This window comes from Acinetobacter kookii (assembly GCF_900096895.1).
Taxonomy (GTDB): domain Bacteria; phylum Pseudomonadota; class Gammaproteobacteria; order Pseudomonadales; family Moraxellaceae; genus Acinetobacter; species Acinetobacter kookii.
This window is the reverse complement of the sequence record NZ_FMYO01000002.1, coordinates 123,352-136,169: the sequence shown is the minus strand read 5'-3', so window position 1 is coordinate 136,169 and position 12,818 is coordinate 123,352. Positions and strand designations below refer to the sequence as shown.

Here is a 12,818-nt window from a genome sequence, read left to right as displayed (position 1 = left end):
CGCTCGAAAGGGCGGTTTTTTAATGAACGTAGAAATGTCATGTAAAAAGCTGAATTTCTACTCACTTAGCTTTTTATAGATTTTAAAATATTGATCTTATTTAACTTATATTGAATTTCGTATAAGGTGTATTATGTTAATTTTAGAATAAGTTAAAGACTTTCTAATAACTATGGATTTAAAAAGTTTAAACAATTTCATAATGTCATTTGATCAATTTCCAATACATTGGAGATTTGACGATGATTCTTATAATCAGCTTAATCAGATACATTTAGATCAAATAAAGCCTATGACTCCACAGGCTTCAAATTTCCTTTGGAATTATAGTTCTGAAATTACTAAAAACTTGATAGAAAAAAAGAATTTTAATTGTTTTAGAGAAATTAATGCCGAAGATAAAACAATAAAAAAATGGTTATTTCATACAGGGTTAGCTTTTCAAAAAGATATTTATGTCGTTTGGCAACCTGATATTGCTGTTAGTACTAACTGGAAAATTTTCGTAAAGTTTTTCGATGATTTTTATTACTCTTCTGATGAGATATCAATTTTTGATAATAGCCTAAATTGGGGACTATACATTCATCATAGAAGAGTAGTTTTTGGTTCTAATATCCATGATGAGTATCCCATTTAACATAATGGCCGTTATACGAAATTAAATTTAAATAATATTTTAATATCAACATGTTAAGACAAAATAAAAAGTTAAAAGATCAGCAGAATCCCGGCTTGGAAACAAGTCGGTTTTTTTGTGAGCGATTTTGATGTGTTTTGTCAATTAAAAACGGATATTTAACTTCAAAAAAGGACATTTTTAATTAAAAATTATATTGGCAAAAGTTTGAATAATGTCCTCCTCTAAAATTTTCCATTCCCCAAACTCAGGCTCTACCAACAACGTCTGCGACACAAAGCCATAACACACCCGTTGTACATTTAAACTCATCCGCGTGAGCTGTTCAGTATCTTCAATAAAAGGTAACAAAATGCTTTGCCACATCTGTAGCATCATGTCGTAGCTTTTGCGATAACTCTCAATATTGGAAATCTGCCGTTCCAGCAAAAAAGTCTGCGCCCATAAAAACTGCTGTGCCTGAATCTGCTCAAGCTGGTAATGAATCACCTGCTTTAAATAATCATCCAGAGCCATATCTGTGGATAACTTGATCAGGCTTTGTGCATAAGTTTTTAAGTCCTCAGCATTGTTTTTCACATGTTGGTGAATGGTCAGCGCAATCAAATCTTCCTTTTTGGAAAAATATTCATAAAACGTACCCAAGCCTACACCGGCTAAATCGGTAATCTCCCGAATGGTAATGTCATGTGCAGCACGCTCATGCAAAAGCCGAACAAAACTGTCCTGCAAGGCTTCCTGAGTCAGCTTGGCCCGTGACTGGCGTGGCTTACGCCGTACCTGTATCTGTGGATTTTTCATAAAAAAATTAGACTCAATAAAGCCGAACATGCTGTGGCGAATTTTTCTCTATACTGGAATGAAAAGCCCAGAACAACAAGCAGGAAATATAGACGATGAATACATCGAATCAGACATGGATGACCCATCAAATCAGCAACCAGTTTGATGAACTGCAAGATTACAATTTATTTTCATCCGATACGGTTTTACATGAAATATTGAAGCGTTATGGCAGCCATGACCAAGCAACCTTGTGTGATATGGGCAAAGTGGTGGGATCAGCCGAATATTATCAATATGCCGATTTAGCCAATAAGCACACGCCCATTCTGCATGCCTTTGACGCCCGTGGCCGCCGTAAAGATTACATTGAGTTTCATCCTGCCTGGCACAAGTGGATGGCTTTAAACCGCAAATTCGACAGCCATGCCCATCCATTTAACCATGCGGCATCTTCCTCCAAATGGGTGGAATGGGCAGCGCGTTTTTACTTAAGCGGACAGGTCGAATGCGGCAGTCTGTGTCCAACATCGATGACGCTGGGCAGCATTCCCTTAATGCAGCTTGAACCTGAACTGTGGGCCAAAATTGGCGAAAAATTATTATCCACCGAATACGATGAGCGTGACCTGCCGATTGCCCAGAAAAAATCCATCTGGCTGGGCATGGGCATGACCGAAAAGCAGGGCGGTTCCGATGTGCGTGCCAATGAAACCCTAGCTGTTCCTGTCGCTGAATCAGGCCGTGGCCAGGCCTATTTGCTGACTGGGCATAAATGGTTTTTCTCCGCGCCGATGTGCGATGCACATTTGGTCGTGGCAAAAACCGAGCAGGATGGCTTGGCCTGTTTCTTTGTGCCGCGCTGGCTGGAAGATGGCACAAAAAATAATATTCATGTGCAGCGACTAAAAGAAAAAGTCGGCAACCGCAGTAATTCCAGTTCCGAAGTTGAATTTAAAGACGCTTGGGGCATCATGATCGGTGAAGCGGGACGCGGCATTCCAACCATTATTGAAATGGCCAATTACACCCGCCTGACCTGTTCCGTCGGCAGTACCGCCATGCTGCGTCAGGCTTTAGTGCAATGCATTGCCTATACCCGTCAACGCAAAGCCTTTGGTAAACATTTAGCCGAACAGCCTTTAATACGTGCGGTACTCGCGGATTTAGCCCTGGAAACCGAAGCGGCCATGCACTTAAGTTTCCATTTGGCACATTGTTATGAAACTGAAGATGCCCTGTCTTTGGCATGGAAAAGAATCATGACCCCGGCTTCCAAGTTCTGGATCTGCAAGCGTGCTGTTGAATTGACTGGCGAGATGATGGAAGTGTTTGGCGGCAATGGCTATGTCGATAACGGCATCATGGCGCGTATTTTTAAAGAAGCCCCGGTGAATACCATTTGGGAAGGTTCGGGCAATGTCATGTGCCTCGATGTATTGCGTGCAATCGGTCGTGAACCTGAATCGATTGAGCTATTGTTTAAAGATCTGGCATCAACTGCATTAGAAGATGAAACCTTGAAAAATGAATTACAAAGCCTGTTCAAACTGTTGCAGCAATCTGCTGATGACTTGCAGTTTATGGGGCGCAGCCTGGTCAGCCGTCTGGTCATTTTGGCTCAAGCGGTTTTACTGAAACGTTATGCGCCGGACTATGTGGCGGATGCTTTTATTCAAACGCGTTATAGCGAATTTCATGGCCGAGTGGTAGGTATGCTTGCTGCGCAGCAGGTTGATGTGGAACGGGTGCTGGAAAGGGCGTTGGCTAAAGAAAAATAATTTCGCGACGAAAGCTCCTTCTCTCGCGCCATATATGGCTCAGGGAGAAGGAGGGATGAAAATATGAATCAAAGAATCTCTCTTTTGTATACTCAAAATATTTGAGGGTGTTTGATCTTTTAAAGGAGAGAGGGAATTTTCGTTTCGAGTTCAGGATTCACTGATAAATTCAGCAGATATCTTTTGATTTTTCCCTAATTTTACTTTAGCTGCCACTTACATAAAAATAAGGTTGAAGCTGCAAAATTTATATTCATTTAAGAAAACCTATTTAAGATGTCATTATGAAATTTTGATTTTCATTACCTGTATGTACCAAAAAATTAAACAATGGGCCAAAACCATCAAAAAAGATGTTCGGGTGGTTTGGCTGGTGGCTAAAGACCAGCGCACACCTGTCTGGATCAAAATACTGGCGCTGATTATTGCGGCATATGCGCTATCGCCGATTGACCTGATTCCCGATTTTATTCCGGTACTGGGCTATCTGGATGATATTATTATTGTGCCCTTGGGACTGTTATTGGTGATCAAGCTGACGCCACAAGAAATTCTAGACGATTGCAGAATTCGTGCCTCGCTATTGTCAGAACGGCCGGTCAACCGTTGGGCGGCAGGGGTGATTATTTTAATCTGGCTGCTTTTTTTGGGCTATTTGGCCATGCATTTTTTAAATATGCAGAAATTCTAATACTGAGTCGGGGTAAACACTTAAAGATATGATTTTAAGTATATGAAATAAATCGTTTTTTAATAAATTTCTCCAGCCTGAAAAACCGCTTGAATTCTGTACGGAAAAGCGTAATATCAGCTTGCTATCCCATCTGGATGGTGAATTCAAAAAGGTGAGTAAAATGGCAAAGAAAAAAGCACTGCCAGAGGTGGTGATTCATAACTTTGTGGCAAAACACATGCATGAGGTCAATAAAAGCCAGGTCTTTGTAGACCGCAAGAAAAATGCAAAACGTGGCTATGACAAGCACAAAAAAGGGAGATACTCAAATGATTATCTCCCTTTTTCTTGCACGGTATTTGCTGTGCTATAACCCCATTTTAAGCACCCAAAATACGGGTTGCAGATTTCACCATATCCCCCAGACCATGGGTCTTGAAGTAATATTCCATCCAGCTTTTCACCATTAGTGGGTTACTCATTTTTAATACACGTTCCAGCTGTTCCTGGGCATCGGTCATAGGGACATGGCAAATGGCTTTACGCACCCGCAAAATATTGCTTGAACTCATCGACAGGGTATTAAAGCCCATCGCCATCAATAGTACCGCTGCCAATGGGTCGCCAGCCATTTCTCCACAAATGCTCACCGGTTTATCATATTTATGACATTCCTGAACCAAGCGGGTTAAAGCGCGTAAAATAGCCGGATGGAAGTGCGAGTAGACATTGGCAACCCGAGGGTTATTGCGGTCAACCGCCAGTAAATACTGGGTCAAGTCATTTGAACCGACCGAGAAAAAATCTACCAGTTCGGAAAACTCTTCAATCTGTAACAGCACACTCGGAACTTCAACCATAATGCCAATTTTGGGCTTGGTAATTTTGACCTGTTCTTCCTCCTGCACTGCGGTCCAGTCACGGTCCAGCAGATAGAGGGCTTCTTCCACTTCACTGACACTGGTGATCATGGGCAGTAAAATGTGCAGGTTATTCAATCCAATACTGGCTTTGAGCATGGCACGAATCTGGGCAGAAAAAATTTCTGGATGATCCAGGGTAAAACGGATACCGCGCCAGCCCAGCGCCGAGTTTTCTTCTTCAATCGAGAAATACGGTAAATCTTTATCTGCACCAATGTCGAGGGTACGCATCACCACAGGTTTATTGGCAAAGTGGCTGAGTTGCTGGCGGTAAATGGCACGCTGCTCTTCTTCGCCGGGAAAGCGGTCACGCAGCATAAACGGAATTTCAGAGCGGTATAAACCGACGCCTTTGGCGCCACGCTGTACGCCGCGAACGACATCAATCATTAAACCCGTATTGACAAACAGTTTGACCGCAATGCCATCCGGGGTGATGGCATCTTTGGTTTCGTATTGCTTTAAGTCTTTCGCCAGCTGTTCTTCTTCTTTCTGGATTTCTTTATAGCGGGTACGCAAACGGCGTGGTGGATTGATAAACACCCGTCCCTGATGGGCATCGACAATCATCTCGACATCATCCAGGGTATTGATTGGCAGTTCAGTCACACCGACCACGGTTGGAATGCCCAGGGCACGTGCCACAATCACCATATGTGAATTCATGGCACCTTCGGTGGTGACAATTGCGGCAATTTTATCCACCGGCAGTTCCACCAGTGCCGCGGTTGAAATGTCTTCCCCGATCAGGATGCTTTCATCGGTCAGTTCACGATGGCTGGCATCGGCTTCCTGCAAAAAGGCCAGAATACGACGCCCTAGATCTTTCAGGTCAGACACGCGTTCGCGTAAATAGTCATCTTCCATTTGCGCAAACAGGGCAATGTGATTATCAATGACAATACGTACAGCACCCTGTGCCCAGTTCCCATCGCGGATTTCAGCCTTAATTTCAGCAGGCAGGGAGTTTTCATCCAGCATGCGCAAAAACACGCTGAATAAAGCCCGTTCCTCAGCCATTAAGGCATCCTGCATTTTTTCATCCAGTGCCTGAATTTCCTGACGCACGGCATTTAATGCGGCATCCAGAAGAGCCAGTTCTTCACTGATGTCATCTGCTTCGCGATCAGGCACAGCAGCCAGATCGGCAGGCGGATAGAGAATTACGGCACGCCCTAAAGCAATCCCGCCTGAACCGGAAACGCCCTGAAAGGTTTTATAAGCAGGTAAATTGCTTGGCTTGCGGAATACATCAATATTGCCCACGGCATGGGCATGGGCAATCACACCGGACAGCTGGGCACACAGGGTGACCAGGAATGATTCCGCTGCTTCGCTAAAATCTTGCGGTTCCTTATTTTGCACCACCAATACGCCCATCACCTTGCGGCGGTACATCACCGGAACACCGAGGAAGGAATTATAAATTTCTTCTCCGGTTTCCGGCAGGTACATAAAGCGTTCATGCTTTGGTGCATTATCCAGATTGACGATTTCTTCGCGTTGTCCCACCAGTCCCACCAGACCTTCGCTGGTATGTAAGGAGACATGTCCCACAGCTTCAGGATTTAACCCTTTAGAAGCCATAAGCAGATAACGCTGGTTTCGTTCATCCAGCAGATAAATGGAGCAGACATCCACGTGCATGGCTTCAGCAACCTGATTGACCATGATGTCGAGTGACTCATGCAAACTGGTGGACGCATTGATTTCTTGCACAATGCGTCTTAAGGTGTCCAGTTGCATATTCGACATAAAATCTGCTCCAAAATAAGTTTAAAACTGTTTTTATTTATAACAACATGCTACTAAAAAATCTGCATTTTCATGCAATTTTTTCGAGCTAGAGCGAGGGTAACTGCTGACACAGTTCCACCATCGCCCTCCGGTATACATCGCGTTTAAAATTCACGACCTGACCCAATGGGTACCAATAACTTACCCATTGCCACTGGTCAAACTCGGGTGGGTCTGACAGGTCCAGCTGAATATGCTTTGCTGGCGCTGTCAGCCGGAGTAAAAACCACTTCTGTTTTTGACCAATACACACCGGGTCCGAATCCGGACGTATATATCTTTGCGGCAAACGATAACGCAGCCAACCTTTTGTTTGCGCTACAATTTGAACATGTTCGGGCAATAAGCCAACTTCTTCTCTCAGCTCACGATAAAGTGCCTGTTCGGGGGATTCTCCAAACTGGATCCCTCCTTGCGGAAATTGCCAAGCATTGTGTCCAATGCGTTTTGCCCATAAAACTTGTCCAATGTCGTTTGCCAAAATGATCCCGACATTCGGTCGGAAACCTTCTGAGTCGATCATTTGGCTACCTAAATTTTCTGTAATGTATGGCTTTTTGTTCGGGGATTGTTATTTCTATATCCATCTCGAAAAAAAGCACAGCTTAAATGTTAAAAATTGCTATGATCTTAACGAATTTCTATCGACTAGCGGAGATAGATTTACAATTTTTTTCTTAAATTTCAGTTTTTACGAGTATTTTCATGAAATTGGCTTTATTTGACCTCGACCACACCCTATTAAATACCGATTCAGATTATTCATGGGGTGAGTTTTTAGTAAACGAAGGTTTAGTCGATCCAATCCGACATCGTCAAATGAATGACAAATTTTATGAGGACTATAAAGCAGGGCAACTTGACCCGATTGCCTATAACGAATTCGTCTTTGAATTTTTAACCCAGCATGACAATGATTATTTGACCGAATTACATGAATTGTTCATGAAAAAAATTATTCGTCCGCAAATGCGTCCAGAAGGTTTTGCTGCCATTCAACGTCACAAGGATGCCGGACATGAGCTGGTGGGAATTACTGCAACTTCGGATTTTATTACCGCACCGATTTTTCACGAGTTTGGCATTACTGAAATTATTGCCACCAATGCAGAGGTGGTGGATGGCAAATATACCGGTAAAGTCATTAACACTGCCTGTTATCAAAAAGGGAAATTGATCCGTCTGGAACAATGGCTGCAAGGGCGCGATATTGATGAGTCATGGGCGTATTCAGATTCATTCAATGACCGTTTCTTGCTGGAATATGCCGACCATGCCATTGTGGTCAATCCGGATGAGCGTTTAGAGGCTTTGGCCAAAGCACAAAACTGGGAAATTCAGGACTGGTCAATTTAGGCAATTTGTTTTGACGGAGGGGAGAGCCTACGGAATAGGGCGGTTCTCTCCACTTTAAACGTGAAAAATAAAAAATGGATTGCACCGAAATCCTTGCATGTTGGAAGAGGGTTGCTACCGATCTGCTGAACTGGATTGAAGGGGCTATATCGACTAAGGGACGATAAAATAAGCCTTACTATGAGTATGCCTTTGCCGTATATTAGAATGAAAGCACAAGGGTAAAAGACAAAAAATTATTGTTTGAAATTGAACAAGAACAGGAGATCAAAATGAGCCAAACACGTCCAAGAATGACCAATCTTTTTGAGCAGTTAGGATTAGATTCCAGTGAAGAGGCGATTGCCCTGTTTATTGCTACGCATCAACTCAATGCCCAGACCCAGATTACCGAAGCCGAATATTGGACCGAAGCGCAGCGCCAGTTTTTGGCAGAAAAAATCAAGTCCGATGGTTCATGGGCGATTATTGTTGACCAGTTGAATGAATCGTTGCATGAAGATTCAGTGATCCGATAAAGAGCAAAGCGAAATAAAGCCAATTCTCAGATTGGCTTTATTTTTGTAAAGAATTTACCTGACCCGTTTCCATAAGGTGACTTGGGACAGGGTATGTTGATACTTACGCGCGGTTTCACGAATGACAAATGCCACATCCTGAGGTTCATCAAGCATTTCAAAATGCGCTTTTAACAGTTCAGTCATGCCATCTAGCGTAGTGAAGTTTTCGCCATCTTTTTTAAAACCGCCGAGCCATTCATGACGTGCAGTATGTTCCTCTAGCCAGGTGTAGGGCGAGGCCAGCATTAAAATTCCGCCCAGGGTTAAGCGTTGATGGATGTGGGTTAAAAAATCTTTCGGATGATGCAGGCGGTCAATTAAATTGGCAGCCAGAATAAAATTGTAATCGTTAAAGTGAGGTTTTAAATTACAGGCATCAGCCTGGAAAAAATCGACTTTATGCGCAAGCTGATCTAAGCCCAACTCTTTTAAGTTGCAGGCTTTATATTCCACCAGTTCCCCTTCAATCGGCAGGGTATAGCGTATAGTTTCTCCTTGCGCCAGCTGTACCGCCAGCTGAATAAAGCGTGCGGAAAAGTCCAGGCCTGTGACCTGATTAAAATAAGCTGCCAGTTCGAAGCTGGCCCGACCCGTGGCACAACCGATATCCAATGCCTTCTCGGTAGCAATATCCTTAAAATAGGGCCGTGCAAGATCCATCAGGCTTTGGGCAAAATTGGGCACGTTAAAATAGTCTGCGCCGTACTGGAATTCCAGATATTGCGAGATCATCTGGTCCGTTTCATACTGCGACTGAAACTGCTGAAGTTCTTGAGAAGCAGCGACATAGCGGAATCCGGCATGCTGGAAAAAATGCCGGCGGAAGGCATAGCGTGCGCTGTGCAAAGCCTCATTGCCGGCAGAAATCCAGGAACCGCCTTTGATTAAATTATGTTGCCCATCAAAGGTTGGGGTGCTGAAATCATCATAGATAGGATGTACCTGAAAACCGTCAAAAGGGTAAATCGGGGTTTCAGTCCATTGCCAGACATTGCCCTGAATATCAAAAAAATCACCCTGCTGAAAATGATTCACCGGGCAGGGACTGGTTCGGTATTTCAGTTCGATATTGGCCTGTTCAGGACTGGGCAGATCGGCATCTAAACCTGCCACATCATACAGCCGGTACCACTCATCTTCTGTGGGCAAGCGAATGCTTTGACCGGTTTTCTCGGCTTTCCAGTTGCAAAACGCTTTGGCTTCAAGATAATTCACTTCTACCGGCCAGTCCCAAGGCATGGAAATTTCTTCCAGCATCAAACGCAGTGACCAGCCCGAAGGTGTTTTTCGCCAAAAGCTGGGATGCTGGGCTTGAGAAAATTTCAGCCAAGCCTGTCCTTCTACGGTCCAGTAACGGTCAGTGGCATAACCGCCATCTTCCACAAAACTGAAGAATTCCTGATTGGAGACCAGATATTGTGAAGCCTCAAAAGCGGCCACATCTGCCTGATGCCGGCCATATTCATTATCCCAGCCATAGAAGTTACTGTCGAAAGTCTTGTTTAGGTTGACCTGTCCTGCAGGAACAGCAATCAGGGTATTTTCGGGTGCAATGTCTGTGATGACCTCGGCACGCCACTGCGGATGATTGTATACATAGTCCAGCTGCTGCTGGCGAATCAGGACCGAGGAGGTTTCAAGATGAATCCGTTCATGTTCAATGCCCATGAGGATCGACCACCACGGATGGTTCCAGTTCAAGGGTAATGTCAGGGGGACATGCTCAATCAGATTCAGGACCAGTGTCCGTACCTGGCCACGATAAGCCCGGACTTCTTCTACACTCGGCCAGTCATAATGCTGCTCGTTCAGGTCGTCCCAGCTCATTTCATCGACCCCGACAGCAAAAATACTTTCCAGCTCTGGGTTCAAACGTGCGTGAATCAGCTTGCTGAGCAGCAGTTTATTGATAAAAAAGGTCGCCGTATGACCAAAATAAAAAATCAGAGGATGACGTAAAGAGATCGGTTTAAGGTAATAGGCTGCATCATTTTTCAGACAGTCAAACAGCCGTTCATAGCTGTCAAAAGTATTCAGAAAATAATCACGCAAGCTATGCCGTGCCGTGGCTTCATCAGCAAAGTTTAAATCGGGCGTAGGCAACAAAGAAATTTTAGCGCTTTGCCATAGATTTGGAGCATCGACATCGGCTTTGACTGGGTGTGTTTTAGCCTGGGTTGTTTCAGGTGAATTAGTTATAGATAGGGTTGGTGATGAATCCCTCAGCATAGCCCCATACTCCTTCGAATTCTTTTGCACATTTAAGCCATCGGGTTCTATGTGTTTTATTTAAAAGTACCCGAAAGCTGTGCCGCTATGCTGAGGATTAAGGTAACAAAATGCTGCATCCAGGCAGATGCAGCGCTCAAGCCGGTTTTAGTTGAGATGGGAGTTTTGCATCATGGCCACCAGTTCTTGTACGGCACGTGACTGGGTGCGCCCTGGATGCCAGACCATGCCCAGTTGACGCTGCATTTGCACATTGATATCCAGCATTTGCAGGTCCTGATTTAGCAGGGTTTTCGGTAATACCGACCATCCCAAACCAATTGAAACCAGCATGCGGATGGATTCCAGCGGATTGTTGCTCATAGTGATTTTCGGTTTAACGCCTTGCTTTTCAAATTCTGCCAAGGTGATTTGCGTGGTATAGGTTTGCGAGGCGGGCAAGAGGCTCGGATATTGAATCAAATCTTCCAGACTGAGATGCTTTTTTTGCGCCAGCGGATGAAAAGGTGCCACCACAAAGACCAGCGGATCATTCCAGATGGTCACATAACTCAGGCGTTCATCCCCTTTCGGCGGGAGGGTTAAAAAGGCCAGTTCCAGGTCACCCGCCAGTACCTGTTCATGCGCCTGTTCCGAGTCAACAAAATGCACGTCTAAAGTGACGTCAGGAAATTTTTGCACATAATTGCGCAGGTGCTGCGGTAGATGATGCAAACCAATATGATGACTGGTGCCAATTTTCAGTTTGCCTTGCACCTGTTCCTGTTCGTGACTGAGGGTATGGTGAATATCGCCCAGTTCATTGAGCCAGTTTTTCACTTTCGGCAATAAAGAATGTGCAGCATGCGTCGCCTGAACGCCACGACCGGCAGACTCAAACAGTTTCACGCCAAAATATTCTTCCAGGCTATGAATGCGTTTGGTCACAGCAGGCTGGGTAATAAACAATAAATCGGCAGCCATAGAAATAGAACCGGTTTCCATGACTTTAATGAATGCTTCAAAGGCAGCAAGATTCATAAGGAGATATCTGGTTATATGAAAATTAAATTATTATAAAATATTTTTATATCAAAGAGGCGTTTCATCTTAAAAAAGACCGGAAAAAATGTATGCAGATGTGAACTTAACAGGTAAAAATAAAACATCACCTCATGCCAATGAAGTGATGCTTGTAAAGCGGAAAACAGGAACCCATGATATTTTTATAACCCGGAAATATTTAGATGGCCGCGTTGTTCCTGTTCTGCATTTTCACCGGTTTGGCTTCCCAGATTTTTTCATGGAAGAAGAACGCGATTGCCTGAATGGTCGGCTCAAGCAAGCTCAAGGTCACTGCCATCCAGATACTTCCTGTGACGAAATAACCGACCAACATGGCAATGGTGATGTGCATAATGTAATAGCTAAAGGTTTTCTTGAACATACGCTGGTTGTTATTCACAAATTTTTGGATATGAGCCATGGGGTGTTCCTCAATCTTTGCCTCGGGATATGGCTAAATGATAATCAGTCTTATTTAATTTGTAAAAACGAACATTTTTATGTTTTTAATCGGTTTTATAAATTGTTTGGCTGGTTCAACTGAACAATCAATACAACAACAGGGGAACGGTATCGCCTAGAGAGATATGTCTAGAGATACTTTTCTGGAAGGGTGAACATCATGGATATTAAACACATCAAATACCTTCTTGATATTTTTGAAGAAGCGGTAGAAAAACGCAGTCAGGTCTATGAAATTGCCGATGATGAAGATGACGAGAATCAGGCGGCTGCCCAATGCGGTGCAGCGAAAGCAGAACTCATCCGGGCAATTGAACAGCTGATAGAAGCGAAACAAAAACCGTCGGGTTAAATTCAGCATGGGTACTCCCTGCAGGCAGCGTTAAAGCCTTTCATTTGTTGAGCATGAGCATAAGGAGATTGCCGTCTGGTTTAAAAACTGAAGGGATGAAATTTTGCCAAAATGCAGGGTTTAAATACGGTCAAAATTAATTCCAAAAAGTTTTTAAACTAATAAAAATGATAAATTAGATTTATGTAAATACGTGGTTATAATCGAAGTTAATGAAA

Annotated in this window: 13 protein-coding genes; 7 read left to right on the top strand and 6 right to left on the bottom strand. The window is 43.7% G+C overall.

Features of this window, described 5'->3' with window-relative positions; translation table 11 throughout:
- The first annotated feature begins 202 nt into the window (after positions 1–202).
- Complete coding sequence (locus tag BLP85_RS05275; RefSeq protein WP_092819087.1) at positions 203–640, top strand: hypothetical protein; 438 nt, start codon at positions 203–205, stop codon at positions 638–640.
- 180 nt (positions 641–820) lie between these two features.
- Here BLP85_RS05275 and BLP85_RS05270 read toward each other — a convergent pair whose 3' ends face one another.
- Positions 821–1,441 (bottom strand): TetR/AcrR family transcriptional regulator, encoded by a 621-nt coding sequence (locus tag BLP85_RS05270; protein ID WP_092819242.1) that lies wholly within the window; start codon positions 1,439–1,441, stop codon positions 821–823.
- A 95-nt stretch (positions 1,442–1,536) separates the two neighbouring features.
- Between BLP85_RS05270 and BLP85_RS05265 the strand changes: the two genes are divergently transcribed.
- From BLP85_RS05265 to BLP85_RS05255, 3 genes are all read left to right on the top strand, one after another.
- On the top strand, positions 1,537–3,204 hold the full coding sequence (locus tag BLP85_RS05265) for an acyl-CoA dehydrogenase family protein (RefSeq protein WP_092819086.1): 1,668 nt from the start codon (positions 1,537–1,539) through the stop codon (positions 3,202–3,204).
- 310 nt (positions 3,205–3,514) lie between these two features.
- The gene (locus BLP85_RS05260) at positions 3,515–3,895 is read left to right on the top strand and encodes a YkvA family protein (RefSeq protein WP_092819085.1); all 381 of its coding nucleotides are present in this window, start codon (positions 3,515–3,517) and stop codon (positions 3,893–3,895) included.
- Between the two features lie 163 nt (positions 3,896–4,058).
- Positions 4,059–4,250 (top strand): DUF7230 family protein, encoded by a 192-nt coding sequence (locus tag BLP85_RS05255; RefSeq protein ID WP_092819084.1) that lies wholly within the window; start codon positions 4,059–4,061, stop codon positions 4,248–4,250.
- 7 nt (positions 4,251–4,257) lie between these two features.
- Here BLP85_RS05255 and ptsP read toward each other — a convergent pair whose 3' ends face one another.
- Positions 4,258–6,555, bottom strand: a complete 2,298-nt coding sequence (gene ptsP / locus BLP85_RS05250) for a phosphoenolpyruvate--protein phosphotransferase (protein ID WP_092819083.1) — start codon at positions 6,553–6,555, stop codon at positions 4,258–4,260.
- A gap of 88 nt (positions 6,556–6,643) precedes the next feature.
- A complete protein-coding gene (locus BLP85_RS05245; protein WP_086195300.1) occupies positions 6,644–7,120 on the bottom strand; it encodes an RNA pyrophosphohydrolase in 477 nt (158 codons plus the stop codon).
- A gap of 182 nt (positions 7,121–7,302) precedes the next feature.
- Between BLP85_RS05245 and BLP85_RS05240 the strand changes: the two genes are divergently transcribed.
- Positions 7,303–7,953, top strand: a complete 651-nt coding sequence (locus tag BLP85_RS05240; RefSeq protein WP_092819082.1) for an HAD family hydrolase — start codon at positions 7,303–7,305, stop codon at positions 7,951–7,953.
- A 272-nt stretch (positions 7,954–8,225) separates the two neighbouring features.
- A complete protein-coding gene (locus BLP85_RS05235) occupies positions 8,226–8,471 on the top strand; it encodes a DUF2789 family protein (RefSeq protein WP_092819081.1) in 246 nt (81 codons plus the stop codon).
- Between the two features lie 54 nt (positions 8,472–8,525).
- Here BLP85_RS05235 and ovoA read toward each other — a convergent pair whose 3' ends face one another.
- From ovoA to BLP85_RS05220, 3 genes are all read right to left on the bottom strand, one after another.
- On the bottom strand, positions 8,526–10,742 hold the full coding sequence (gene ovoA, locus BLP85_RS05230; protein WP_092819080.1) for a 5-histidylcysteine sulfoxide synthase: 2,217 nt from the start codon (positions 10,740–10,742) through the stop codon (positions 8,526–8,528).
- Positions 10,743–10,889: 147 nt separating this feature from the next.
- On the bottom strand, positions 10,890–11,762 hold the full coding sequence (locus tag BLP85_RS05225) for a LysR family transcriptional regulator (protein ID WP_092819079.1): 873 nt from the start codon (positions 11,760–11,762) through the stop codon (positions 10,890–10,892).
- Positions 11,763–11,964: 202 nt separating this feature from the next.
- Complete coding sequence (locus BLP85_RS05220) at positions 11,965–12,207, bottom strand: DUF2061 domain-containing protein (protein ID WP_092819078.1); 243 nt, start codon at positions 12,205–12,207, stop codon at positions 11,965–11,967.
- A 201-nt stretch (positions 12,208–12,408) separates the two neighbouring features.
- Between BLP85_RS05220 and BLP85_RS05215 the strand changes: the two genes are divergently transcribed.
- Positions 12,409–12,600, top strand: a complete 192-nt coding sequence (locus BLP85_RS05215; protein WP_092819077.1) for a hypothetical protein — start codon at positions 12,409–12,411, stop codon at positions 12,598–12,600.
- Positions 12,601–12,818: the final 218 nt, after the last annotated feature.